Here is a 24,507-nt window from a genome sequence, read left to right as displayed (position 1 = left end):
GGCCGGCGGCGGGCCATGGGAGCACAAGGGCCGCCGGGAGCACAAGGGGAGGCACCGCGTGAACGGCATAGACCTGGCTCTGCGGACCTTGCACCAGGGTGAGCGGAACCTGGCCGAGGAACTCCTGGACGTCTCGGAGCGCCACCGCTCCGAGCACGAGATCCATCATGTCGCCACCGACCTCGCCGGCTGGTCGCGGGAACACGTCCGGCGCCTGGCCGACACCGCGGCGGACCACGGTGTACACCTCGGCGCCCCGCCCGATGCCACGTCCGAGGGAGGCTTCGCGCCGCCGACGCCGAGGAGGCAGGCCGCGGAGGACTCGGTGGAGCCGGCGGGGGTGGTGGCGGAGGAGCCGGCAGGGGAGACGGCCGGCCACCGCCCGCCTCCCGGTCTGCTGCTCCTGCGGGACCTGCGCGAGCTGCACCTCATGGCCACGGAGAACTCACTGCACTGGGAAATGCTGGCTCAGCTCGCCCAGGCGCGGAAGGACGGCCGGCTGCTCAGTCTCTCCGCCGCCTGTCATCCACAGACACTGCGCCAGATGCGCTGGACCAACACCATGATCAAGACCTTGTCCCCGCAGGTGCTGACGAGCCTGTGACGCGGTACGCCCGCGGCACCGAGCGAGCCCATGAGCAGGACGGGCCGCGTTTCACCAGCGGGTCAGCTCGATGTCCTGGCGAACATGCCGGGCTCGTACGAGCCCCCGGGTTGTGCACGAGCACGTTCATCCGTGTGGCCGCGTTGATCAGGGCGACCAGACGTCCGGCTGCACGGCGAGATCGACACCGTCATCGCGCCGCGCATCGACGACGGCCTCGTCTCCGGGCTCTACGCCGTGCGCAATCCGGCGAAGCTGTCGCATCTGGAGCGGGAGACCACCCTGCGCCGCTGAGGCCCGAGGCCTTCCTGCTGCCGGCTCAGTCCGGCTGCGGCGGCCCTGCAGCGACACCGCGCGGCCAGTCCCGCTCCCGGTGTTCAGGCGTGCACCTCAGCCTGCGCAGACCTTGCCGTGTGACGACGAACCCTGAGCGCATGCAATCGAAGCCTGAGCACCGGCGGGCCGTGGCTCGGGATACTGAAAGCATGGGGCGGATCTGGCCGGAGGGACCGCGGTCATCCGGATGCCCCGCCCCGACCGGCAGGAAGGCCGCTGTGTGGGGCCCCCGCTTCCCTCGCCGTCATCCGAGGACGATCCGCCGGTGACGGTGGTGCGTCCTGTCCAGGGGATGCCCGGATGTCCGTCGCGCTGTCCAGCGGCGCCCTTGCGGTGCTCCGCACGACGCAGAGCAGCCCTACGAAGACGGAGAGCACGCGGAGCCCCTCCGCGCGCGTGACGGTTGCTGGCGCAAGGTCGATACTGGCGATATCAGGGCTCCGCTCCGTCCCAGACGCGCACAACAACCGCCAGGCACCTGACACACCGTCACCGAAGTCAGCATCGAGTCGGCACCGGTATCGCCGAAACCCGTTTCCGACCGCTACGGACCGCCAAGATCAACAATTGAAGCCACCGTGTCCGACCAGCGAAAAGACAGCTCAGAGGCCCGACTGGCAAGATCCCTAGGAGACAGCTATGAAAATGCTGATCAACGTCGCGGAGACCGTGGTCGCGGACGCACTGCGGGGAATGGCGGCGGCCCATCCCGAACTGACCGTGGATGTGGACAACCGGGTGGTCGTTCGGCGGGACGCGCCGGTGAGCGGGAAGGTGGGTCTCGTCTCGGGCGGCGGCTCCGGGCACGAACCGCTGCACGGCGGATTCGTCGGCGCCGGGATGCTGTCGGCGGCATGCCCCGGTGAGGTGTTCACCTCTCCCGTGCCGGACCAGATGCTGCGGGCGGCGGCGGCCGTGAACAGCGGTGCGGGCGTGCTCTTCATCGTGAAGAACTACACCGGTGACGTACTGAACTTCGACATGGCGGCGGAACTCGCCGAGGACGAGGGAATCCAGATCGCGAAGGTACTGGTCAACGACGACGTGGCCGTCACCGACAGCCTCTACACCGCCGGCCGGCGCGGCACGGGCGCCACCCTCTTCGTGGAGAAGATCGCGGGCGCGGCGGCCGAGGAGGGGCTGCCGCTGGAGCGTGTGGAGGCGCTGGCCCGGCAGGTCAACGAGAACTCCCGCACCTTCGGTGTGGCGCTGAGCGCCTGCACCACACCCGCCAAGGGCGCCCCCACCTTCGATCTGCCGCCCGGAGAACTGGAACTGGGCATCGGCATCCACGGCGAACCGGGCCGGGAGCGGCGCCCGATGATGACCGCGGGCGAGATCGCGGACTTCGCGGTGAACGCGATCCTGGAAGACCTCAATCCCCGGAACCCGGTGTTGCTTCTGGTCAACGGGATGGGCGGGACGCCGTTGCTGGAGCTGTACGGGTTCAACGCGGAGGTGCACCGGGTGCTGGCCGAGCGCGGTGTGGCGGTGGCCCGCACGCTGGTCGGCAACTACGTCACCTCGCTCGACATGGCGGGCGCGTCCGTGACGCTCTGTCAGATCGACGAGGACCTGCTGCGGCTCTACGACGCACCGGTCCGCACGCCCGGGCTGCGCTGGGGCATGTGAGAGACGGTCAACATTCCTACCAGGCAAGGAGATTCCGTGCTCGACGCCGAGTTCTTCCGCCGTTGGATGACGACGTCCGCCGCATCCGTCGACCGTGAGGCGGACCGGCTCACCGCGCTGGACTCACCGATCGGCGACGCCGATCACGGCACCAATCTGCACCGCGGGTTCAAGGCGGTGACCGCCGCGCTGGAGAAGGAGACTCCCGGCACCCCGGGCGCCGTCCTCACCCTCGCCGGACGCCAGTTGATCTCCACGGTGGGCGGGGCGTCGGGCCCGCTCTACGGGACCTTGCTGCGGCGTACGGGCAAGGCGCTGGGGGACGCCACGGAGGTCAGTCCGGAGCAACTGGCCGAGGCACTGCGGGCGGGGGTGGACGCGGTGATGACTCTCGGGGGTGCGACACCGGGCGACAAGACGATGGTCGACGCACTGGTGCCCGCCGTGGACGCGCTCGCCGAGTCCTTCGCGGCGGCGCGTTCGGCGGCCGAGGAGGGCGCGCTGGCCACGACACCGCTGCAGGCCCGCAAGGGCCGGGCGAGCTATCTGGGCGAGCGCAGCATCGGTCACCAGGATCCGGGGGCGACCTCCTCCGCCCTGCTGATCGCGGCACTCGCGGAGGTGGCCGATGAGTGACGCCGGCGAGCAGCGAGTGGGCGTCGTGCTCGTCTCGCACAGCGCCGCGGTGGCCGCGGCCGTGGCCGAGCTGGCGACCGGGCTGGCGGGCGGCGGCCCGACCGCTCCGGTCGCGCCCGCGGGCGGCACCGAGGACGGCGGGCTCGGCACCAGCGCCGAACTGATCTCGGCGGCGGCCGCCTCGGTGGACCGCGGCGCCGGTGTCGCCGTCCTCACCGACCTGGGCAGCGCCGTCCTCACGGTCAAGGCACTGCTCGCCGAGGGCGACGAACTGCCCGACCGCACCCGGCTGGTGGACGCACCGTTCGTGGAGGGCGCCGTGGCGGCCGTGGTCACGGCGTCGGCGGGCGCGGACCTGGAGACCGTGGAGGCCGCGGCGTCGGAGGCCTACTCCTACCGGAAGGTGTGAGATCGAGAGCGCGCCCTGAGGGGCGTGGCGCTCAGCCAAGAACGACCTTCGCGAACGCGGGGCGAATCGCGTAGGTCACGCGGTGCCCGCACCCCACCACGAAGAACGGAACGCATCGGCGGCCGGGCCGCGGGTGCCGGGCCGCACCCCGCGGCCAGGCACCCGCGGTCCGCCCTCGCGATCCGCCACTCGCGGTCCGGCACCGCGGTCCGGCACCGCGGTCCGCACGGACTCCTGCGCAGAAAGCGCGTCAGCTCCGCCGAAGGAACGCTCTCGCCAGCCGCTCCCCCTCCGCCACGGCCACCTCATGGTCCTCTATAGGGCGTGCCCGGGAGTCCTTGAAGAGCAGGTAGGTGACGCCGGAGGGAGTGCCGCCGCGGCGCGGGTCGGGGTTGATACCGAGGGCGCGGGCGGTGGCGTAGGAGGCCTCGCCGATGATGCCGGTGGGGCCGACGTCGCCCACCACCGCGTACCGCACCTGGTCGCCGTATATGACGGCGGCCACCGTCCCGCCCCTGATGCCGTGGTCCCGGTAGTTCCAGATGCCGCTCACACCGGGGACGACGACGAACGGCAGCCGCTCCGCGTTCAGGTGCCGCCCGTCGGACTGCTGGTAGGCGGTGGTGGGGGTGAAGGACGGGTCGGTGTCCTCGTTGCAGCGCGCGCCGGGTCGCCCGTCACAGTCGATGTCCATGTCGGCCTTCCAGAAGACGACCCCTCGGGTTCCGCAGACGGGTATGTCCGCGGGGGCGCCGACGTCACTGCGGTAGCGGCCCTGCGACAGGGGCGTACAGCTCCTTACCCTGGCCAGCAGATCCGCGGCGCGGACGGTTCCTTCGTGAGCCGCCGCGCCGGGTGGTGCCAGGGCGGGTATCAGCAGGACGCCGCCGGCGACGGCGAGCTTCAGCATCTGGACACGCACGGTCATGGAGCCTCTCGTGGGGGGACATTGGCGATCATTCACCTCAATCTGGTGCGGTGCGGTGTCGGCGTCCACTACTGGGGGGCCGTACGAGGCTTGATGCGCGGCTTCCGCCGGTGTCCCGCAACCCGGACGGCGGCCCGGACGGCCGGCTCCCCTCGGCGCCCGACCGGCGTCACGGCGGAGGGCGGCGGGCGGAGGGCGGCGCGCCCAGCGTGCACATGCGATGGGGAACCGCGCCCCGACGGCACGTGGGGCGGGTACTCCCGGAGCCGTCGGCGACGACCCGCTGACACGCGCGTTGTCGCCCGGACGCGGGAACGTGTTCACCTGCACGGAGGTGGCCCGCATGCGGCGGCGGGCGAGTGAGCGTTGGCTCGATGCGAGGCAGCACGGGCTTCCCGAGCTCGGCGGCGGACCCACCGCCAACCGTGCCGCCGGAGGGCAGACACATGCGTACCACTCCGATATCCGTCCGCTCCGCGCTGACCGTGGCCGCCGCCGCACTGCCTCTGGTCATGGCCACCCCGGCGGCCGTCGCATGGGGTTCCCAGATCAACGTGAACACGAGTGGGACCACGGTCCGGGTCAGCACCACCAGTTGCACCTCGGCGGGCGGCACGGCCTCACTGCTCGCCGCGGGCCAGGACAGCCGGCCCCGGCAGGCGGCTTTGTCCCAGGGCGCCACCACACAGACCGCCGCCTTCACCGGGGTCCCCGCCGGCACCTACACCGTGGTCGTGGTCTGCCGGAACGGCACCACGGCCGGTACCCAGTCGATCACCGTGAACCCGTTCTCCAACCCGACGGTCTCCGGGACGTCCTCGCCCTCGCCCTCGCGCGGCGTCATGGGCGGCGTCGGCGGCGCCAGCAAGGACTACCGCGCCCTCACCTACGGTGCGGGCGGTGCGCTGGTGGCCGCGAGCATCGCCGGTACGGTCTGGCATCTGCGCCGCCGCGCCGACCGCAAGCGGCTCTGACGGCCACCACGAGGCCCGCTCACTGCGCGGGCAGTTCCTCCAACTCCTGAAGCGCCCGGGTCAGCCACTGTGTCCAGAACGTCTCGAGGTCGATGCCCGCGCGCAGGATCAGATGGTGCAGGCGGTCCTGCGGCGTGTCCTTGCCGGGCTGGAAGTCACGCCGCTGGATCTCCTCGTACTCCGCCAACTGCCGCTGGTGCAAAGTGAGATGGCGGCGCAGATCGGACTCGATGCCCGCCGTGCCGACCACGGCCGCGGCGCGCAGCCGCAGGAGCAGCGCGTCACGCAGCGGCTTGGGGTCCTGCGACTCGGCCGTCCAGCGGGTGAGTTCCGCGCGGCCCGCGGGCAGGACCTCGTACACCTTCTTCTGCCCCCGGGCCGGCTGCTCGGCGGGCAGCGCCCGGATGTGTGCCTCCCGTTCCAGTCTGCCGAGCTCGCGGTAGATCTGCTGGTGCGTCGCCGACCAGAAGTAGCCGATGGACCTGTCGAAGCGGCGGGTCAGCTCCAGCCCCGACGACGGCTTCTCGAGCAGGGCGGTGAGGATCGCGTGCGGGAGGGACATGAGGTCATCCTAGGCAGGCCCCCGCGGGCTCTCAGAGCATCGCAGCCAGCTCGGTGCCCTGCTTGATGGCGCGCTTGGCGTCCAGTTCGGCGGCGACGTCCGCGCCACCGATGAGGTGTGCCGTGCGCCCTGCGGCGGCCAGTTCGTCGTAGAGATCCCGGTGCGGCTCCTGACCCGTGCACAGCACGATGGTGTCGACCTGGAGGACCTGGCTCCGCCCGTCCACGGTGATGTGCAGCCCGGCGTCGTCTATACGGTCGTACTGGACGCCGGGGATCATGGTGACGCCACGGTGTGCCAGTTCGGTGCGGTGGATCCAGCCGGTGGTCTTGCCGAGTCCGGCGCCGACCTTGGAGGTCTTGCGCTGCAGGAGGTGGACGGTGCGCGGCGCCGCGGGCCGCTCGGGTGCGGTGAGGCCGCCGGGGGCGCGGTAGTCCGTGTCGACGCCCCACTGCCGGAAGTACGCGGCCGGGTCCTCGCTGATCCGGTCGCCGCCGTCGGTGAGGTACGCCGCGACGTCGAAGCCGATGCCGCCCGCGCCGAGGACCGCCACCCGGTCACCGACCGGGGCGCCGTCGCGCAGGACGTCCAGGTAGCCGAGGACGCGGGGGTGTTCGACGCCGGGGATGTCGGGGTTACGTGGTCCGACGCCGGTGGCGAGCACGATCTCGTCGTATTCACCGAGCCCGTCCGCACTCACCCGTGTTCCCAACTTGATGTCCACCCCGTGCAGTTGGAGCTGATTGCGGAAGTAGCGCAGCGTCTCGTCGAACTCCTGCTTGCCGGGGACCTTTCGGGCGACGTTGAGCTGGCCGCCGATCTCGGGTGCGGCGTCGTAGAGGGTGACGTGGTGGCCGCGTTCGGCGGCGGTGACCGCACAGGCGAGTCCGGCGGGTCCGGCGCCGACCACGGCGACGCGCTTGCGCAGCCGGGTCGGTGACAGGACCAGTTCGGTCTCGTGGCAGGCCCGCGGATTGACCAGGCAGGAGGTGATCTTTCCGCTGAAGGTGTGGTCGAGGCAGGCCTGGTTGCAGCCTATGCAGGTGTTGATCGTCTCCGGCCGCCCCGCTTCGGCCTTGGCGACGAAGTCGGCGTCGGCGAGCATCGGACGGGCCAGGGACACCATGTCCGCGTGCCCCTCGGCGATCAACTCCTCCGCCAACTCCGGGGTGTTGATGCGGTTGGTGGTCACCAGCGGGACGGACACCTCGCCCATGAGCCGCTTCGTCACCCAGGTGTACGCGCCGCGCGGCACAGAGGTCGCGATGGTGGGGATGCGGGCCTCGTGCCAGCCGATGCCGGTGTTGATGATGGTCGCCCCGGCGGCCTCCACGGCCTTGGCGAGCGTGATGACCTCGTCGAGCGACGAGCCGCCGGGCACCAGGTCGAGCATCGACAGCCGGTAGACGACGATGAAGTCCTCGCCGACCGCCTCGCGCACCCGGCGGACGATCTCCACGGGGAAGCGCATCCGGTTCTCGTACGAGCCGCCCCAGCGGTCGGTGCGGTGGTTGGTACCGGCGGCGATGAACTCGTTGATCAGATAGCCCTCGGAGCCCATGATCTCGACGCCGTCGTAGCCGGCCTGCCGGGCGAGCCTGGCGGTGCGCGCGTAGTCGTCGACGGTCCGCTCGACCTCGGCGTCGGTGAGCGCGTGCGGCACATGGGGGCTGATGGGTGCCTGCAGCGCGCTCGGCGCGACCAGGCCGGGGTGGTAGGCGTACCGCCCGCAGTGCAGGATCTGCAGCGCGATCTTCCCGCCCGCGCGGTGCACGGCCTCGGTGACGAGGGTGTGCCGCGCGGCTTCCGCCTCCGTGGTCAGCTTGGCACCGCCCTCGTACGGGCGTCCGGCCTCGTTGGGCGCGATGCCGCCGGTGACGATCAGGCCCACTCCCCCGCGTGCCCGGGCGGCGTAGAACTCCGCCATCCGCTCGAACCCGCGCTCGGCCTCCTCCAGTCCGGTGTGCATGGAGCCCATGAGGACGCGGTTGCTGAGGGTGGTGAAGCCCAGGTCGAGCGGGCTGAGGAGATGGGGGTAACGGCTCATGCGGGCCTCCGGGCGCGGTGTCGTCTGCCTTTGTTGTAAACGACACCGCCCCGTTTATGCAACTAGTTGCACAAAGCCTCGGAGGCAGGGGCTCTCAGGGGCGGACCCCGATCACGACGGTCGCGTACAGCTCCTCCGAGACGGCGAGTTTCGGGAGCAGGCCGCTGCCGGCGAGGATCTCGGTCGCCGGGTCCGCCTGGCCTTCGCTGGTCTCCACCAGCAGCAGACCGCCGGGAGTCAGCCACCGGGGTGCTTCGGCGGCCACCCGGCGCAGCACATCGAGGCCGTCGGAGCCACCGTCGAGGGCCACCAGCGGCTCGTGGTCGCGGGCCTCCGCGGGCAGCAGGGCCACCTCGCCGGTGGGGACGTACGGCACGTTGGCGGCGAGTACGTCCACCCGGCCGCGCAACGCCGGGGGCAGGGCGGTGAAGAGGTCGCCCTGGTGGACCCGGCCGCCGACGGCCGCCACATTGCGGCGGGCGCAGCGCACGGCGGCGGGTTCGATGTCGGCGGCGTGCAGTTCGACGCCGTCCAGCACGCCGGCAAGCGCGGCGCCCACCGCTCCGGAGCCGCAGCACAGGTCCACCACGACCCGTGCGTCGGGCGCCAGGGCGAGCGCCTGCTCGACGAGGAACTCCGTGCGGCGCCGCGGCACGAACACCCCCGGCTCCACGGCGATCCGCAGCCCGCGGAACTCGGCCCAGCCCAGGACGAGTTCGAGGGGCAGTCCGGCGGTGCGGCGCTCGACCATGGAGGCGAGTTCGTCCGGGGTGCGGGCGGTGGCGAGGACGAGCTCCGCCTCGTCCTCGGCGAAGACACAGCCCGCCGAGCGGAGCAGGTTGACGACAGTGGTGTGCGTGAGGGACATGAGAGCCTTTCGGGGCATGTGGGGCGCCCCTGTGGCCACCCGGGTTACCAGTCCCGGTGGCCGTGAGGTGAGAACGCCCGAGCCGACACAGCGGTAATGGGTCTCACCTCCTTCGTCCGTGGCGATCCGTCGCGGTCCGCCGCTGTCCTTCGTGGTCCATCGCCACCCGGTCCGGTTCGGCCCGGTGGGCGGGGCGACACACTACCGCACGCCCCGCCGCGGCCGCTCGGCAGAAAGGCTCACGGCACGCCCCCGGCCTCCTCGTCCACCAGCCGCTCCGGCACCCGTTCCGCCGGGAGGCGGTCGTGCGGCGCGGCCGGAAGGCGGGGACTTCGAGAGCCGGATGGCGGCGGTGTTCCAGGCGGCGGTGTGCGGGAAGGCCATCTCACGGCGTGCCGCCGGTGAGCGAGGCCGGGGCGTGGTTGTCGAGGGCGCCGGCCCCGCACGCGGTCGTTCACGCACCGACCACGATGACGATCTTGCCCTGGGCGTGACCGTCCTCGACCACCCGCAGCGCGTCGCCCGCCTTCTCGAGCGGGAAGGTACGGGTCACCAAGGGGTTCAGCGAACCGTCGACGACGAGCTTCGCCACCTCGTCGAGGACCGCCGCCGTGCGGGCCCGGGCGACGGGCGCTCCGCCGAGCCCCGCCACGATGTCCTTGCCGCCCGCGGTGATCAGCTTCGTCCCGTCGTCGAGCAACTCGGCGGCGGCTTCGAGGACTTCACCGCCGATGAGGTCGTAGACGGCATCTACCCCGTGCGGCGCCGCGGCCCGTACGCCGGCCACGAAGTCCGGGCCCGAGGGAACGTGCACCGCGCCGAGCGACTCGACGAACCCCTTCTTGCCCGCACTCGCCACGCCGACGACCTTCAGCCCGGCGGCCCGCGCGATCTGCACCGCCGCCACGCCGACGCCGCCGCCCGCGCCGGTGACCACGAGCGTGGCGCCGGCCGGCAGGTCCAGCTGGCGGACACCGTCGTACGCGGTCGCCGCCGCGACTGGCAGGGCCGCCGCGTCCGTGAAGGAGATCGCCTCCGGCTTGTGCGCGGTCACCGCGACGGGCAGCAGCGCGTACTCGGCGTATCCCCCGGCCACCGGGTTGCCGAACACCTCGTCTCCGACGGCGAACCCGGTCACGTCCGGGCCGATCCGCTCGACGACACCGGCGACCTCGTTGCCGAACACGGCGGGCAGTTCGCGCCCGCTCTCCCCGGGGCGGACGTAGCCGGTGCGCTGCTTGAAGTCGACGGGGTTGACGCCCGCCGCGCGCACCGCGACGAGGAGCTGCCCCGGGCCGGGGCTGGGGAGTGGCTGATCGACGAAAGCCTCGGCCTCCGGACCGCCGTACCGGGTGAAGACGTACGCCTTGGGCATCTGCGCTTCCTCGCTCTCCTCGCCTGTGACCGGATGAGGCCACCATCGGATGAGCCGAGGCGGGGCGGGCGGGTATTCCCGGTGGGGCGGGTGTTCATCGGGAACCTCCCTTGGCCATGGGTCTCTCCTCGTTTGGCCATGGGTCTCTCCTCGTTCGGGGCCAAGAGGGCGTGGGGCGGTTTCACGGGGGCGGCGCTGCGGTTCTGGGTGGCCTCCGCCCGGGCGCAACAGGCGGGAAATCACCCACCCACCACCCCCGCACCCCACATACGGTGTGATCCACACGGCGTGATCGTCCGCACCCCGACCACCGAGGAAGGCGGCCCCATGGCCCAGTTCGACCTGCCCGTCGACGAGCTCCGCACCTACCGCAGCACCTCCGCCCAGCCCGAGGACTTCGACGCCTTCTGGGCCAAGACGCTGAAGGAGGCCCGCGCACACGACCTGGCCCCCACGTTCGAACCGGTCGACACCGGCCTGGCGACGGTCGAGGTCCAGGACGTGACCTTCGCCGGGTTCGGCGGTCATCCGGTCAGGGGATGGCTGGTCCTGCCCGCGGGCGTCACCGAACCGGTGCCGCTGGTCGTGGAGTTCATCGGCTACGGCGGCGGACGGGGCCTGCCCCACACGCATCTGCTGTGGGCGTCGACGGGCCGCGCCCACTTCGTGATGGACACCCGCGGACAGGGCAGCGGCTGGTCCCCCGGCGACACCCCGGATCCGGCGGGCAGCGGTCCCGCCTACCCCGGTTTCATGACCCGCGGCGTGGAGGCCCCGGAGAACTACTACTACCGGCGGCTGTACACGGACGCCGTCCGCGCGGTCGAGGCGGCCCGCGCCCACCCGCTGACCGACGCCTCACGCACCGCCGCGATCGGGACCAGTCAGGGCGGCGGGATCACCGTCGCGGTGGGCGGACTGGTCCCGGACCTGGCCGCGATCGCCCCGGACGTGCCCTTCCTGTGCGACTTCCCGCGGGCGACGACGCTGACGGACCGCGACCCGTACCGGGAGATCGGCAACTACCTCAAGACCCACCGCGGTCGCACCGAGGAGGTGATGCGCACGCTCGCGTACTTCGACGGCGTCCACTTCGCGGCACGGGGCCGGGCTCCCGCGCTGTTCTCGGCGGCGCTGGAGGACCAGACGTGCCCGCCGTCCACGGTCTTCGCGGCCTTCAACGCCTATGCGGGCGAGGACAAGTCGATCGAGGTCTACGACTTCAACGACCACGAGGGAGGCGGCCCGTACCAGGAGGCGGCGAAGGTCCGCTGGCTGCGCGAACGTCTGTGACCCTCGTGAGCAGCCCGGCGGCGGCGCCGACGGCGGCGGCCGGCCCTCCGCCGAGTCTCGCCGCACACCTTTCCCCCTGTCCGACCAGTCGGTATGTTCGGGTCCTCACCGGCGGACGACGGAGGCACCCCATGTCCCAGCACGCACCGCAAGCACCCCTCGTGCACGGCCAATGCGACCCGCGATTCGAGGCGGTGCGGGCCGCCTTGGAGGAGAACTTCCGCGAGCGCGGGGAACTGGGCGCGGCCGTCTGTGTGGTGCAGAACGGTGAGACGGTGGTGGACCTGTGGGGCGGTTGGGCTGACGCGGCCCGGACCCGTCCGTGGGAGCGGGACACCCTGGTGAACGTCTGGTCGACCACGAAGGGCCCGGCCGCACTGTGCGTGCACATCCTGGCCGACCGGGGGCTGCTGGACCTGGACGCTCCGGTGGCCCGGTACTGGCCGGAGTTCGCCGCCGCGGGCAAGGAGTCGGTCCTCGTCCGGCATCTGCTCTCGCACCGCGCAGGACTGGCCGGACTGCGCGAGCCGCTTTCGCTGGAGCAACTCTACGACTGGGAGCTGACCACCAAGCGGCTCGCGGCTACCGAACCCTGGTGGGAGCCGGGCACCCGGTCCGGCTACCACGCTCTGACGTACGGGTTCCTGGTCGGTGAGCTGGTGCGGCGGGTGTCGGGCGTGCTGCCTTCGGTGTTCCTGGAGCGGGAGGTGACCGGACCGCTCGGCATCGACTTCACCATCGGGCTGCCGGAGCAGGAGGCGGGCCGGGTCGCCGAGATGGTGCATCCGCCGGCCGTGGCGAGCAGTGAACAGGCCGCGATATTCAGTCAGTTGGCGCCGGTGGCGATCGCCGCGCTGACCAACCCGGTGGTCGGCGCGGAGGAGGCGAACACCGCGCTGTGGCGGGCGGCCGAGTTGCCGGCGGCCAACGGCCACGGCACGGCCCGGGCGGTCGCCGCGCTGTACGGGGTGTTCGCGCAGCGCGGCATGTACGGCGGGCGGCGGATCCTCTCGCCCGAGGCCGCCGAGCGGGCGCGGGAAGGGCAGGGCGCCTGCCGCGACCTGGTGCTCGGCGCCGGTTTCGAGGCCGAGACGGAGGTGGCGCTGGGGTTGTGGCTGAGCGGGCCGAACAAGTCGTACGGGCCCAATCCGCGGGCCTTCGGACACGACGGTTTCGGTGGCTCGTGCGGTCTCGCCGACCCGGAGGCGGGGCTCTCACTCGGCTACGTCATGAACCACATGGGCCCGCACATCGCCGACGACCCGCGGAAGATGGCGCTCATCGACGCGCTGTACGGCGTGCTCTGAGCCGCGGAACAGCGCACGGTGAATCGGTACGGCGTGTCCGGCCGGATCAGTCGCACCCGGCCGGATCAGTCGCACCGATCGGTTCGGCCGCGACCCGGCCGGATCGGCGCACCCACTCGGTTCGGCCGCACCCCAGCCGGCCCGGCCGCACCGATCGGTTCAGCCGCACCCCGGCCGGCCCGGCCGCACCGATCGGTTCAGCCGCACCCCGGCCGGTTCATTCAGTCCGGCCCGGGGTCCGGCTCTCACGCCTCGTCGAAGAGGAGGTCCACGGCGGGCTGGGTCATCCTGACCGTGCTGCTGTTCGTGACCTCGACGACGTGGTGCAGGCCCACGTGGCGTTCTCCGGTGGGGAGGACGGTGAACGGGTCCCCCTTGCCGGCCAGGTAGGCGGGGAAGCAGGAGACCGGCATGTTGCCGACCTTGAAGTAGTCCACGAGCCTTCTGAACAGCTTGGGCAGGATGACGGAGTCGTCGGTGATGGAGGGCAGCCCGGTGAGCTTCACCCCCGTCATGGTCACGTCGTCGGCCCACACTCCCTTGCCGTCGTCCTGGGCCTTCCGTGCGGCGCCGGCCAGCTCTTCGCGCAGGTCCCGGAACAGTCCGCGGTAGAAGGTGGGAAAGGCCAGTCCCTCGGCGACGAGGTGGTGGTTGGCGGTCTGCCGGAGCAGGGACACGTCCACGGGGATCTCCGTACCGCTGGCGCCGGGCGGGTTGCCCCGGCCGACCAGTGCCACACAGCGGCCGTGGACGTCGGCGCCGCGGGTGAGGACGAAGCCGCGCCGGCTCGAGGGCGTCGCGCCGGTGACGGTCTCGTCCGGTTCGCGCCGCACATCGGTGAAGCCGAGCCAGTCGAGCAACTCCGCCGCGGCGGCGTGACCGTGGGGCAGGGGCTGGTGGACGCCGCCGTAGTGGGTCTCCAGCGCGTCCATGCCCTCCAGCCGCAGTTTGGCACGGCCGGCGGTGGTGATCTGGACGGGGTTGCGGCCGCCGACGAGTGTCCACTCGTCCCGGTTGTCCGCGGCGAAGTGGACGGTGTCTCCGTCGGGCTGACTGCCCTTCACATGGAACGAACCCTGAATCACGAGCATCGGCATGGCGCAACTCCCTCGGACGACCACATACCGAATCGAGCAGACGATCGAACCTCACCCAAGTCTGGCACCGGCGGGACAATGCCGCATGTCAGACGACGTGCCATGGGTCGGGCGACGCGCCGTGCGTCGGGCGACACGCCATGGGTCGTTTCGACGCGCCATGTGTGTCGGGCGACGCCACACATGTCAGGAAACGCGACATGTCAGGGGAAGCCACGTGCCAGGGAACGCCATGCGTCAGGGGAACGTCCCCATGTGCCGGGCGGCGTGCCGTGGGCGGGGCCGGGCTCAGCGCGAAGGCCCGGCCCCGGTCCGGCGCGTGGCCACGACCACCCGGCAGCGCGGGCTCCCGTCCGGCCTGCGGCCGAAGTCCGGCAGCGCGCCCAGTTCCACCGTGAAGCCCGCACGCTCCAGTTCCTCTCGCACATCGGCGAGCCGGAACGTGCGGTAGTACATGACGAACGGCGGCCGCCACACCGCGTTGCGCACCCGCATCGCGGTGTCGAAGGCGAGCAGTGCCCAGTACCCCGGCGAGCCGGGCCGGGCGGGTGCCACGACCGGGAAGACGAACCGGCCGCCCGGCCGCAGCACGGCGTGCACTTGGCCGAAGAGCCCCGGCAGCTCATGCGGGAGGAAGTGCCCGAAGGCCCCGAAGCTCACCGCCAGGTCGAACACCGGCCCGAAGGGCAGGGCGCGGGCGTCGGCGCGCACCCAGTGCACATCCGCCCCCTCGCGCTCCCGTGCGACAGCGAGCATTCCCGCGCTGATGTCCACCCCGGCGATCGGCTCCGCGCACACCTGCCGCAGCACCCCCACCCCGGCCCCGGTACCGCAGCAAAGATCGAGTCCGGTACCGAAGGGCCCGAGCTCCCGCAGGACCCGCGCGACCGCGTCCAGCAGGGTGTCCGGCGTACGGAACGGGGTGTGGTCGAACTTGGGCGCGAGCAGGTCGTAGCCGCGCTCGACGGATGACAGCGCCTGGACCGCGAGCTCGCGAAGCGTGGGGCCTTGCGGGGAGAACATCGTTGATCAGCATAGTCATACCGTCCTGCTGCCGGGAGGCGGACTACCGGGACGGGACAGGCGGTGTCAGGCTCGAAAGAGGTCCCCGACCGCGCATGGACCAGCAGCACGGAAAACGGCTCAAGGAAAGGCCGCGCCGCCCCATGACCTCGTTCCGCCCCGCACCCGCCTGGCTAGCCGACGCCGTCTTCTACCAGATCTACCCGCAGTCGTTCGCCGACTCCGACGGTGACGGCATCGGCGATTTCAACGGCATCACCGAACACCTGGACCATCTGTCGTGGCTCGGTGTGAACACCGTCTGGATCAACCCGTGCTTCGTCTCCCCGTTCCGTGACGCGGGCTACGACATCGCCGACTACCTCACGATCGCCCCCCGCTACGGCACCGACGACGACCTGGCGAAGCTGGTCGACGAGGCCGGGCGGCGCGGTATCCGCGTGCTGCTCGACCTGGTCGCCGGGCACACCTCGGACGCGCACCCGTGGTTCACCGCCGCAGCGCACGACCCGGACGACCACCGCTACATCTGGGCGCCCGAGGGGCGCCCCGCGGGGTTCGTCGAGTCGCCGGGGCCGCGCCCGGGCTCGTACCTGCCGAACTTCTTCGCCTTCCAGCCCGCGCTCAACTTCGGCTACGCCCGTCCGGACCCGGCCGAGCCCTGGCGGCAGCCGGTGGACGCGGAGGGCCCGCGCGCCAACCGTCGGGCGCTGCGCACGATCATGGACCACTGGCTGCGCCTCGGCGTCGCCGGTTTCCGCGTGGACATGGCGTCCTCGCTGGTCAAGGACGATCCGGAAAAGTCGGAGACGGCCGGGATCTGGAGGGAACTGCGCCACTGGCTGGACGGCGCGCATCCGGAGGTGGTGCTGTTGTCGGAGTGGGGCGACCCCGAGGTCGCCGTTCCCGCGGGCTTCCACACCGACTTCTTCCTCCATTTCGGCGGCCCCTCCAACGGGCTCGCCCTGCGCTCGCTGTGGAGCAACCGGTCCGGCACGGTCGACGAGGCCTGGGACCCGCTCGACTGTTTCTTCGACGCGGAGGGCAAGGGCTCGCCGCTCCCCTTCGTCGAGGCCTGGCAGCGGGCGTCGACCGCCCTCGGCAGCAGCGGTTTCATCTCGCTGCCCACCGCCAACCACGACTTCTCGCGGCTCAACTGCGGCCCCCGTACCGCCGAGCAGCTCCCCGCGGCCTTCGTCTTCCAGTTGACCTGGCCCACCTTGCCGGCCGTCTACTACGGCGACGAGATCGGTATGCGTTACATCCCCGACCTGCCCGACAGGGAGGGCAGCGTGCTCGGCCCCCGTTACAACCGCGCCGGCTCCCGCACCCCGATGCAGTGGGACGACACCAAGAACGCCGGCTTCAGCACCTCCGACGAGCCCTACCTCCCCGTCGACCCGTCCCCGGACCGCCCGACCGTCGCGGCCCAGCGCGCCGACGAGACCTCGCTGCTGCATCTGGTACGCCGCCTCGTCGCGCTCCGCACCGGCACACCGGAGCTGGGCCCCGGCGGCTCGGTGGAAGTGCTGAACTCCGGGTACCCGTTCGTGTACCTGCGCGGAGGCCGGTACCTCGTGGTCGTCAACCCCCAGCGGAACGCGGCGAGTTGCCCGTACGGCGCGACTCACGCCACCCGGCCGCTGGAGACCACCGGAGTCCGTATCGCCGACGGCACGATCACGGCATCCGGTTTCGGCTACGGGGTGTTCGACCTGGGCCGCTGACGAGGGCCGGGCCCATGGCCACGCCGGCACGGTCACCCGCGACAGGTCGATGTCGGCACGCCGTGCGCAGTTGAACATGAGGTGAATCAAGGGGTCGTGCGTTCGCGCCAGTTGCTGGTTGGATGGGCCCATGCACGAGGAGCACGTGCCCTTGACGGACGAGCACGAGCGGATGATGCGGGTGAACCAGGCGAACTGGGACGCCCGTACCCCCGTTCACGCGGCGAGCCGGTTCTACGGTGTGGACGAGCCGCCCGACCCGTCCCGCTGGTTCGCCCCCTTCGAGTGGGAGGACCTCGGCGACCTGACCGGACGCGATGTGCTCCACCTCCAGTGCCACCTCGGCTCGGACACGATCGCCTTCGCCGAGCGCGGCGCCCGAACCGTCGGTCTCGACATCTCCGAGGCGTCGGTGGCCGCCGCACGGGCGATCGCGGAGCGGGCGGGCGCCGACGTGGAGTACGTACGGGCCAATGTCTACGACGCGCCGACCGCGCTGGAGGGGCGGCGGTTCGACGTCGTCTACACCGGCAAGGGCGCTCTGGTCTACCTGCCCGACCTGGACCGCTGGGCGGCCACGGTCGCCGGTCTGCTCCGTCCGGGCGGGCGCCTGTACATCGTCGAGTTCCATCCACTGCTCACCTCGCTGGGGCCCGAGCCCGCCGTCGGTGAGGGTTCGGAACTGCTGCTGCGCCACGACTACTTGGGCGGCCGGGACGCGATCCGCCGGACCGTGACGCGCACCTACACCGACGGCCCGCCGGTTCAGGGCGCCATCGAGTCCTACGAGTGGACGCACGGCCTCGGCGAGGTCGTCAACGCCCTGGTCGGCGCCGGCCTGCGGATCGCGCGACTACGGGAAAGCGATGAGCTGCCGTGGCCGCGTTGGCCCGAGATGGACCGGACACCGTCCGGATGGTGGCGTCTGCCGAAGACGTCACCACGGATCCCCCTCTTGTACGGTCTGCTCGCGACGCCCTGAAGGTGGCAGCCTGCCCCGGCAAGACGCTCCGCCAGCGAAGACGGCACCCCGTGCTAGACTTGGCTCCGCACGCTTGTTCGCTCCAACTTCCCGGGCGACCGTGCTGATTCACTTCACACCCTTCACTCGCTGAAACGCCCGTCCTGAGCGACCGGCGAACCAGCTTCTCAGCGCCATCTCTTCTCGACACGGCCGATGACAGCCGTCCTCGAGGGCCGTCACCGACAGCCGTCGGGCGAGACGCCGGATGCCGCTTCCGCCGAGCGAGGCGTGATCGCACCGCCTGCGCCGGGCCGTTCCCACACCTCTGCATGTCTCCGTGCATCCGCGAATCCGCACAGCCCCGCATCCGCGGCTCCGCGCATCCTTGAAAGGACCCCAGTTGACCACCGCACTCGAACACCCCACAGTCACCCAGCAGTCCCCGGCCCGGTCCAGGGCGGCCGGTGTCCTCGACATCGCGTCCGGCGGCCAGGGACACCTGCGTCCGAACAGCTTCCTGCCCACCCCCGACGACATCCCGGTGCCCGCCGCGCTCATCCGCCAGTACGGTCTGCGCCAGGGCGACACCGTCGAGGGGGTGCGGACCGGACGCGGCAGGCAGCGCGCCCTCGGCGAGGTCGAGCTGGTGAACGGCCGCGCGCCCGAAGAGTCGCGCCGTCGCCCCCACTTCCGCGACCTCACCCCGCTCCATCCGCGCGACCGGCTGCGTCTGGAGCATTCCGCCGGCGGCCTCACCACCCGCCTCATCGATCTGATGGCCCCGATCGGCAAGGGTCAGCGCGGGCTGATCGTGGCTCCGCCCAAGACCGGCAAGACGGTTCTGTTGCAGCAGCTCGCCGCCGCCGTCGCAGGCAACCACCCCGAGTGCCACCTCATGGTCGTCCTGGTGGACGAGCGGCCCGAGGAGGTCACCGACATGCGCCGCTCCGTACGGGGAGAGGTGCTGGCGTCGACCTTCGACCGATCACCCAAACAGCACATCGCGCTCGCCGAGCTGGCCGTGGAGCGCGCCAAACGGCTGGTCGAACAGGGCAGGGACGTCGTGGTCCTGCTGGACTCGCTCACCCGGCTGTGCCGCGCGTACAACAACGCCGCGTCTTCGGGCGGCCGCACCCTCACGGGCGGTGTCGACGCCGCCGCGCTGCAGGGGCCCAAGCGGTTCTTCGGTGCGGCGCGCCTGACCGAGGAGGCCGGTTCGCTCACCATCCTGGCCACGGCCCTGGTGGAGACCGGTTCCCGCGCCGACGACTTCTACTTCGAGGAGCTGAAGAGCACCGGCAACATGGAGTTGCGCCTGGACCGGGCTCTTGCGGAGAAGCGGGTCTTCCCGGCCGTCGACATCACCCCGTCCGGCACCCGACGGGAGGAACTCCTTCTTGCCGCCGACGAGTTGGCGGTCACCCGCGGACTACGGCGGGCCCTGCGGTCCCGCGACGCCCAGTCGACCGTCGACGCCGTACTGGACAAGATGCGGCAAACCCCGGACAACGCGACGTTCCTCCGGCAGGTCCAACCGACTCTGCCCACCGGCTAGTGCCCCCTGATCCGGCCCTGGATCCGTCCCCGGGGATCCGCGCCCTCGATCCACCGCCCCCGAATCCACCGCCCCGGACCGACCGCCTTGGCCGCCGCGGTGAGGCCCTGGCCGTGGACCCACCGCCCTGGCCCCCAAGGCCCCGGAACCACCGCCCCGGAACCACCGCCCCGGACCCACCGCCCTGTGACCATCGCCCTTCGCCCAAGCCTCGCGATGTCGGTCATCCGGGTGCCTCGCCCCCTCCATCCGGCCGCGCAGCCGCCCTGACGCACCGGCATCCTGCGTCCACGTTCCTACGTTTGCGCCATGACCATCGGATTCTCGTCCCGCCTCGCCATCGCCTGCGCTGCTCTGTGGGCGATCGGCGTGCCGACCGCGCCGGCGCAGGGTTTGGCCGTCGCCGAGGACCCTGCCCCACCGAGCCGCACGGCCTCACCGCTGTACGGGGCCGGCACGCAGGTGCGGCGCGGTCCCGGCGCGCCCGCGCTGCCCGACGAGGTCTCCGCGCTGTCGTGGCTGGTCGCCGACGTCGACAGCGGTGTTGTGCTCGCCGCGCACGACGCACACCGCAGGCTGCCGCCCGCCAGCACCCTCAAGGCACTGTTCGCCCTGACCGTGCTGCCGGTCCTGCCCGGGAACGTCCGGCACACCGTCAGGGAGTCGGACCTCGCGGGCGTGGAGGCGGGCAGCAGCCTCGTCGGTGTCACCGCGAACCACACCTACTCGGCGGCCGACCTCTGGCACGGGGTCTTCCTCAACTCCGGCAACGACGCCGTACGGGTACTGGCCGCGATGCACGGCGGTTGGCGCACCACGGCCGCCGAGATGCAGCGGAAGGCGCGGCAACTGGGCGCCCTGGACACCAGGGTGGTCTCGCCGGACGGCTTCGACGCGCCGGGGCAGGTGTCGTCGGCGTACGACCTGGCCCTCTTCGGCCGGGCCGGGCTGCGCAACGCGGACTTCGCCCGGTACTGCGCCAAGCCCGCCGCCATGTTCCCCGCCAAGGGGCGGTCGTACCAGATCCAGAACACCAACCGGCTGCTGACCGGCGCCGACGGGGTGAAGCCCTACCCCGGGATCGTCGGAGTCAAGAACGGCTACACGTCCGGCGCGGGCAACACGCTGATCGCCGCGGCACGCCGTGACGGGCGCACGCTGATCGTCACGGTGCTCAACCCGCAGACAGGCGGCGGTTTCGCGGTGTACGAGGAGGCCCGCGCTCTCCTCGACTGGGGGTTCGAGGCCGCGGGCCGGGTGCGTGCGGTGGGTTCCCTGGAGCCGCGGTCGACGGTGGCACGGCCCGGGCCGACCGCACGCCCCGCCGCCGCCCTGCCCTCCGGGAACAAGGCCCCCGGCTGGCCGGAGGCGGGTGCCATCGCGGGTGCGGCGGCCCTGGGCGCGGGAGCGACGGGCATGGCGCTGCGCGGCTGGAAGGGCCCGCGTCCCACGCGCGACTGATCCCCGCGCCGCCCGCTCTGCTCCTCCTCCACTACGGCGCCGGCGCGGGTGACGGCTGCCAGGTCGGCCCCGTCGGCCGGCCGCGCGGCGGCGCGGACCGTTCGTGCGCCGCCGCCTCCAGCCGCCGCGCCCGTCCCCATGCTCAACCCCGCCTTCCGACGGAGGTCATGGAGCGGGTGCGGCCATGTTTCGGCGGCGTCACCTGATTGTTATCGCGGATAACAAATTCTCGCGCCACACCTCTGGCGCACGGGCGTGAGGGCATCGTAAGTTCCCGCTCACAACATTCAGCCGGGCGGATCACCCGAGAACCGGCAATTCCACCAAGAGCGCACTTCTTCGCCTCCCTCAACACCCTCGTGCGTCCGGACGTCCGGCCGTAACCCCAGAAAGGACCCTGCCCATGCGCAAGGGACTCCTCCTCACCGCCACCGCGATAGCACTGGTCAGCTCGCTCAGCGCCTGCGGCGACTCCTCGTCGAGCAGCAGCGGGACCGGCTCCGGCTCGGACGCGAAGCCGAAGATCGGCGTGATCCTCCCGGACAGCAAGTCGTCGGCACGCTGGGAGACGGCGGACCGCAAGTACCTCTCCGAGGCGTTCAAGGCGGCGGGTGTCGAGTACGACATCCAGAACGCGCAGGGCGACAAGCAGCAGTTCCAGACCATCGCCGACCAGATGATCACCAGTGGGGTGAACGTCCTGGTGATCGTGAACCTGGACAGCGGCACCGGCAAGGCCGTCCTGGACAAGGCCAAGTCGCAGGGCGTCGCCACGATCGACTACGACCGCCTCACCCTCGGCGGCTCCGCCCAGTACTACGTGAGCTTCGACAACACCGCGGTCGGCAAGCTGCAGGGCGAGGGCCTCAGCAAGTGCCTGAGTGACATGAAGGCCAAGAAGCCCATCGTCGCTACGCTCAACGGCTCTCCGACCGACAACAACGCCACCCTCTTCGCCAAGGGCTACAACGGGGTCCTCGACCCGAAGTACAAGTCGGGCGAATACGTCAAGGGTCCGGACCAGTCCGTCCCCGACTGGGACAACGCCCAGGCCGGCACCATCTTCGAGCAGATGCTCACCAGCGAGCCGAAGATCGGCGGGGTGCTCGCCGCCAACGACGGTCTCGGCAACGCGGCCATCGCCGTCCTGCGCAAGCAGAACCGCAACGGCGAGGTCCCGGTCACCGGTCAGGACGCCACCGTGCAGGGCCTGCAGAACATCCTGGCGGGCGACCAGTGCATGACGGTCTACAAGGCGGTCAAGAAGGAGGCGGACGCCACCGCCAAGCTGGCCATCTCGCTCGCCAAGGGTGAGAAGGGCGAGACGAACGCGACCGTCCACGACCCCGAGGGCAACCGCGATGTGGCCTCCGTGCTGGAGACCCCGGTGGCCATCTACAAGGACAACGTCAAGGACGTCGTGGCCGACGGATTCGTCACCAAGGAAGAGCTGTGCGCGGGCAAGTTCGCCGACCTGTGCGCCAAGGCCGGCATCAACTAGCCTCCCCAGCCTCCTGATCGGCCGGTGCGCACCGGACTCCCATCCGCCGGTCCACCGGCCCGATCGCGGGCCCCGGGACACACGACTCCCCGGGGCCCGCGAACTCACGACCGTAAGGAGCCGTCTTCCATGACAGCCACCCCGATCCTCCAACTGCGCGGGATCGACAAGAGTTTCGGGCCCGTGCAGGTGCTGCACGACGTGTCCTTCACCGTCCACCCGGGGGAGGTGACGGCCCTCGTCGGCGACAACGGTGCCGGTAAGTCCACCCTCGTCAAGTGCATCGGCGGGATCCACCCGATCGACGGCGGCGAGTACTGGTTCGAGGGTGAGCGGGTCCACGTGCACAGCCCGCGTGACGCCGCCGCCATGGGCGTCGAGATCGTCTACCAGGACCTTGCGCTCTGCGACAACCTCGACATCGTCCAGAACATGTTCCTGGGCCGGGAGAAGCGCAGCGGACTGGTCCTCGACGACGCGACGATGGAGGAGATGGCCGCCAAGACCCTCGAAGGGCTGTCGGTGCGCACCGTCAAGTCGATCCGTCAGCAGGTCTCCAGCCTGTCCGGTGGTCAGCGGCAGACCGTGGCCATCGCCAAGGCCGTGCTGTGGAACAGCAAGGTGGTCATCCTGGACGAGCCGACCGCCGCACTCGGCGTCGCCCAGACCGCACAGGTCCTCGAACTGGTCCGGCGGCTGGCCGACAACGGCCTCGCCGTGGTCCTGATCTCGCACAACATGAACGACGTCTTCGCGGTGTCCGACCGGATCGCCGCCCTCTACCTGGGCCGGATGGCCGCCGAGGTCAAGGCCTCGGACGTGACGCACTCCCAGATCGTCGAACTGATCACCTCAGGCCGCAGCGGGGATCTCGGCCTCGCCCACACCAACGGAGCCACCGCATGAGCGCCGCCGTCGTCCCCGAGAAGCCCGACCAGCCCGAGAAGCCGGAGAAGCCGCGCGGTTCCGGCCCCGCGAAGAGCGGCACCGCCGGTGCCGCGAGTCTGCGCTCGGCCGCCCGTACCTATGTGGAACGGGTACGGGGCGGCGAGTTGGGCGCCCTGCCGGCCGTGCTCGGCCTGATCGTCCTGTGCGCGTTCTTCGCCGCGCTGCGTCCGGTGTTCCTGTCCGAGCTGAACTTCGCCAACCTGCTCACGCAGGGCGCCGGCAGCATCGCCATCGCCATGGGACTGGTCTTCGTCCTCCTCCTCGGTGAGATCGACCTGTCCGCCGGTTACGCCAGCGGGGTCTGCGCCGCCGTCCTGGCCATCCTGCTCACCGACCACGGGTGGCCCTGGTACGGGGCGGTCGCCGCGGCGATCGTCACCGGCACGGTCATCGGTCTGGTGCTCGGACTGCTGGTGGCGAAGGTCGGCATCCCCTCCTTCGTGGTCACCCTGGCCGCCTTCCTCGGATTCCAGGGCATCGTCCTGATGCTGCTGAAGGAGGGCACCAACATCTCCATCCGGGACCAGACGATCCTGGCCGTCGCCAACGACAACCTCTCCCCCGCGCTGGGTTGGGTGCTGCTCGCGGTCAGCGTCGCGGCCTACGCCGCGATACAGCTACGGCAGGACCGCAACCGCCGCAGGCGCGGACTGTCCACCGCTCCGCTCTCCCTGCTGGCGGTGCGGATCGGCGCCATGGCCGTGCTCGGCTCGTTCGCCGTCCACCTGCTCAACCAGGAGCGCAGCCGCAACATCATCGTCGACTCGCTCAAGGGCGTGCCGATCGTGGTACCGGTCATCGGCGTCCTGCTGGTCGCCGGTACCTTCGTGCTCCAGCGCACCTCGTTCGGGCTGCACATCTACGCGGTGGGCGGCAACGCGGAGGCGGCACGGCGGGCCGGTATCAACGTGGCCGCAATCCGTATCTCCGCGTTCGTCATCTGCTCGTCCCTGGCCGCGGTCGGCGGGATCATCGCCGCGTCCCGGGGCAACTCGGTCGACCCCAACACCGGCGGCAGCAATGTGCTGCTGCTGGCCGTCGGCGCCGCGGTGATCGGCGGAACCAGTCTGTTCGGCGGGCGGGGCAGAGTCGTGGACGCCGTACTCGGCGGCATGGTGGTCGCGGTGATTCAGAACGGCATGGGTCTGATGGGCTACAGCTCGGGGGTCAAGTACGCTGTCACGGGTTCGGTTCTGCTGGTGGCCGCAGGCGTGGATGCGCTGTCCCGTCGCCGGGCCGTACAACGATGAGGTCTGAGCA

At 71.2% G+C, this 24,507-nt stretch carries 21 protein-coding genes and 1 pseudogene; 15 read left to right on the top strand and 7 right to left on the bottom strand.

Features of this window, described 5'->3' with window-relative positions:
• The first annotated feature begins 58 nt into the window (after positions 1-58).
• From EF387_RS21190 to EF387_RS21165, 5 genes and pseudogenes are all read left to right on the top strand, one after another.
• Complete coding sequence (locus EF387_RS21190) at positions 59-604, top strand: hypothetical protein (RefSeq protein WP_128378166.1); 546 nt, start codon at positions 59-61, stop codon at positions 602-604.
• 162 nt (positions 605-766) lie between these two features.
• A pseudogene (locus EF387_RS48430) lies at positions 767-898 on the top strand (RNA polymerase subunit sigma-24); the annotation flags it as partial.
• Positions 899-1,579: 681 nt separating this feature from the next.
• Complete coding sequence (gene dhaK / locus EF387_RS21175; RefSeq protein ID WP_128378165.1) at positions 1,580-2,572, top strand: dihydroxyacetone kinase subunit DhaK; 993 nt, start codon at positions 1,580-1,582, stop codon at positions 2,570-2,572.
• A gap of 36 nt (positions 2,573-2,608) precedes the next feature.
• Complete coding sequence (gene dhaL, locus EF387_RS21170) at positions 2,609-3,208, top strand: dihydroxyacetone kinase subunit DhaL (protein ID WP_128378164.1); 600 nt, start codon at positions 2,609-2,611, stop codon at positions 3,206-3,208.
• Positions 3,201-3,617: a PTS-dependent dihydroxyacetone kinase phosphotransferase subunit DhaM gene (locus EF387_RS21165; RefSeq protein WP_128378163.1), complete on the top strand. Its 417-nt coding sequence runs from the start codon at positions 3,201-3,203 to the stop codon at positions 3,615-3,617. The genes dhaL and EF387_RS21165 overlap by 8 nt, the downstream gene beginning before the upstream one ends.
• Before the next feature lie 250 nt (positions 3,618-3,867).
• On the opposite strand, the gene EF387_RS21160 is transcribed toward EF387_RS21165, so the two are convergent.
• On the bottom strand, positions 3,868-4,539 hold the full coding sequence (locus EF387_RS21160; RefSeq protein WP_238431627.1) for a glycoside hydrolase family 75 protein: 672 nt from the start codon (positions 4,537-4,539) through the stop codon (positions 3,868-3,870).
• 452 nt (positions 4,540-4,991) lie between these two features.
• On the opposite strand from EF387_RS21160, the gene EF387_RS46730 reads away from it, so the two are divergent.
• Entirely contained in the window at positions 4,992-5,519 is a 528-nt protein-coding gene (locus tag EF387_RS46730) for a hypothetical protein (protein WP_155589775.1), read from the top strand.
• 19 nt (positions 5,520-5,538) lie between these two features.
• Here the strand turns inward: EF387_RS46730 and EF387_RS21150 are convergent, their stop codons facing one another.
• From EF387_RS21150 to EF387_RS21135, 4 genes are all read right to left on the bottom strand, one after another.
• Positions 5,539-6,081, bottom strand: coding sequence for a PadR family transcriptional regulator (locus EF387_RS21150; protein WP_128378160.1), 543 nt, complete (start codon positions 6,079-6,081; stop codon positions 5,539-5,541).
• A gap of 31 nt (positions 6,082-6,112) precedes the next feature.
• Positions 6,113-8,128 (bottom strand): NADPH-dependent 2,4-dienoyl-CoA reductase, encoded by a 2,016-nt coding sequence (locus EF387_RS21145; RefSeq protein ID WP_128378159.1) that lies wholly within the window; start codon positions 8,126-8,128, stop codon positions 6,113-6,115.
• Between the two features lie 94 nt (positions 8,129-8,222).
• On the bottom strand, positions 8,223-9,014 hold the full coding sequence (locus EF387_RS21140; protein ID WP_202918333.1) for a putative protein N(5)-glutamine methyltransferase: 792 nt from the start codon (positions 9,012-9,014) through the stop codon (positions 8,223-8,225).
• A 436-nt stretch (positions 9,015-9,450) separates the two neighbouring features.
• The gene (locus EF387_RS21135) at positions 9,451-10,371 is read right to left on the bottom strand and encodes an NADP-dependent oxidoreductase (protein WP_128378158.1); all 921 of its coding nucleotides are present in this window, start codon (positions 10,369-10,371) and stop codon (positions 9,451-9,453) included.
• A 327-nt stretch (positions 10,372-10,698) separates the two neighbouring features.
• Here EF387_RS21135 and EF387_RS21130 point away from each other — a divergent pair, with 327 nt between their 5' ends.
• Together EF387_RS21130 and EF387_RS21125 are read left to right on the top strand one after the other, a co-directional pair.
• Positions 10,699-11,664, top strand: coding sequence for an acetylxylan esterase (locus tag EF387_RS21130; RefSeq protein WP_128378293.1), 966 nt, complete (start codon positions 10,699-10,701; stop codon positions 11,662-11,664).
• Between the two features lie 131 nt (positions 11,665-11,795).
• On the top strand, positions 11,796-12,971 hold the full coding sequence (locus tag EF387_RS21125; RefSeq protein ID WP_128378157.1) for a serine hydrolase domain-containing protein: 1,176 nt from the start codon (positions 11,796-11,798) through the stop codon (positions 12,969-12,971).
• 245 nt (positions 12,972-13,216) lie between these two features.
• On the opposite strand, the gene EF387_RS21120 is transcribed toward EF387_RS21125, so the two are convergent.
• A complete protein-coding gene (locus tag EF387_RS21120) occupies positions 13,217-14,068 on the bottom strand; it encodes a thermonuclease family protein (protein ID WP_128378156.1) in 852 nt (283 codons plus the stop codon).
• A 288-nt stretch (positions 14,069-14,356) separates the two neighbouring features.
• Complete coding sequence (locus EF387_RS21115) at positions 14,357-15,091, bottom strand: class I SAM-dependent DNA methyltransferase (protein ID WP_128378155.1); 735 nt, start codon at positions 15,089-15,091, stop codon at positions 14,357-14,359.
• Positions 15,092-15,234: 143 nt separating this feature from the next.
• On the opposite strand from EF387_RS21115, the gene EF387_RS21110 reads away from it, so the two are divergent.
• The 7 genes from EF387_RS21110 to EF387_RS21080 all read left to right on the top strand — a co-directional run bounded on the left by EF387_RS21110 (position 15,235) and on the right by EF387_RS21080 (position 24,497).
• Positions 15,235-16,818 carry an alpha-amylase family glycosyl hydrolase gene (locus EF387_RS21110; protein WP_128378292.1) on the top strand — a complete coding sequence of 528 codons (1,584 nt, stop codon included), beginning with the start codon at positions 15,235-15,237 and terminating at the stop codon, positions 16,816-16,818.
• A 172-nt stretch (positions 16,819-16,990) separates the two neighbouring features.
• Positions 16,991-17,800: a class I SAM-dependent methyltransferase gene (locus EF387_RS21105; protein ID WP_128378291.1), complete on the top strand. Its 810-nt coding sequence runs from the start codon at positions 16,991-16,993 to the stop codon at positions 17,798-17,800.
• A 331-nt stretch (positions 17,801-18,131) separates the two neighbouring features.
• Positions 18,132-19,337, top strand: coding sequence for a transcription termination factor Rho (gene rho, locus EF387_RS21100; RefSeq protein ID WP_162467184.1), 1,206 nt, complete (start codon positions 18,132-18,134; stop codon positions 19,335-19,337).
• A gap of 309 nt (positions 19,338-19,646) precedes the next feature.
• Positions 19,647-20,798 carry a D-alanyl-D-alanine carboxypeptidase family protein gene (locus EF387_RS21095; RefSeq protein WP_128378153.1) on the top strand — a complete coding sequence of 384 codons (1,152 nt, stop codon included), beginning with the start codon at positions 19,647-19,649 and terminating at the stop codon, positions 20,796-20,798.
• A gap of 403 nt (positions 20,799-21,201) precedes the next feature.
• Entirely contained in the window at positions 21,202-22,299 is a 1,098-nt protein-coding gene (locus tag EF387_RS21090; RefSeq protein WP_128378152.1) for a sugar ABC transporter substrate-binding protein, read from the top strand.
• 129 nt (positions 22,300-22,428) lie between these two features.
• Complete coding sequence (locus EF387_RS21085; protein WP_128378151.1) at positions 22,429-23,205, top strand: ATP-binding cassette domain-containing protein; 777 nt, start codon at positions 22,429-22,431, stop codon at positions 23,203-23,205.
• A complete protein-coding gene (locus EF387_RS21080) occupies positions 23,202-24,497 on the top strand; it encodes a sugar ABC transporter permease (protein ID WP_128378150.1) in 1,296 nt (431 codons plus the stop codon). The genes EF387_RS21085 and EF387_RS21080 overlap by 4 nt, the downstream gene beginning before the upstream one ends.
• Positions 24,498-24,507 lie beyond the last annotated feature (10 nt).

Source organism: Streptomyces cavernae (assembly GCF_004023625.1).
Lineage (GTDB): Bacteria > Actinomycetota > Actinomycetes > Streptomycetales > Streptomycetaceae > Streptomyces > Streptomyces cavernae.
This window is presented reverse-complemented; position numbering and strand designations above follow the sequence as displayed.

Coding starts and splice junctions, on each gene's coding strand:
- dhaK (WP_128378165.1), top strand. CDS start 1,580: ATGAAAATGCTGATCAACGTCGCGGAGACCGTGGTCGCGGACGCACTG.
- EF387_RS21165 (WP_128378163.1), top strand. CDS start 3,201: ATGAGTGACGCCGGCGAGCAGCGAGTGGGCGTCGTGCTCGTCTCGCAC.
- EF387_RS46730 (WP_155589775.1), top strand. CDS start 4,992: ATGCGTACCACTCCGATATCCGTCCGCTCCGCGCTGACCGTGGCCGCC.
- EF387_RS21150 (WP_128378160.1), bottom strand. CDS start 6,081: ATGTCCCTCCCGCACGCGATCCTCACCGCCCTGCTCGAGAAGCCGTCG.
- EF387_RS21145 (WP_128378159.1), bottom strand. CDS start 8,128: ATGAGCCGTTACCCCCATCTCCTCAGCCCGCTCGACCTGGGCTTCACC.
- EF387_RS21140 (WP_202918333.1), bottom strand. CDS start 9,014: ATGCCCCGAAAGGCTCTCATGTCCCTCACGCACACCACTGTCGTCAAC.
- EF387_RS21135 (WP_128378158.1), bottom strand. CDS start 10,371: ATGCCCAAGGCGTACGTCTTCACCCGGTACGGCGGTCCGGAGGCCGAG.
- EF387_RS21130 (WP_128378293.1), top strand. CDS start 10,699: ATGGCCCAGTTCGACCTGCCCGTCGACGAGCTCCGCACCTACCGCAGC.
- EF387_RS21125 (WP_128378157.1), top strand. CDS start 11,796: ATGTCCCAGCACGCACCGCAAGCACCCCTCGTGCACGGCCAATGCGAC.
- EF387_RS21120 (WP_128378156.1), bottom strand. CDS start 14,068: ATGCCGATGCTCGTGATTCAGGGTTCGTTCCATGTGAAGGGCAGTCAG.
- EF387_RS21115 (WP_128378155.1), bottom strand. CDS start 15,091: ATGTTCTCCCCGCAAGGCCCCACGCTTCGCGAGCTCGCGGTCCAGGCG.
- EF387_RS21110 (WP_128378292.1), top strand. CDS start 15,235: ATGACCTCGTTCCGCCCCGCACCCGCCTGGCTAGCCGACGCCGTCTTC.
- EF387_RS21105 (WP_128378291.1), top strand. CDS start 16,991: ATGATGCGGGTGAACCAGGCGAACTGGGACGCCCGTACCCCCGTTCAC.
- EF387_RS21095 (WP_128378153.1), top strand. CDS start 19,647: ATGACCATCGGATTCTCGTCCCGCCTCGCCATCGCCTGCGCTGCTCTG.
- EF387_RS21090 (WP_128378152.1), top strand. CDS start 21,202: ATGCGCAAGGGACTCCTCCTCACCGCCACCGCGATAGCACTGGTCAGC.
- EF387_RS21085 (WP_128378151.1), top strand. CDS start 22,429: ATGACAGCCACCCCGATCCTCCAACTGCGCGGGATCGACAAGAGTTTC.
- EF387_RS21080 (WP_128378150.1), top strand. CDS start 23,202: ATGAGCGCCGCCGTCGTCCCCGAGAAGCCCGACCAGCCCGAGAAGCCG.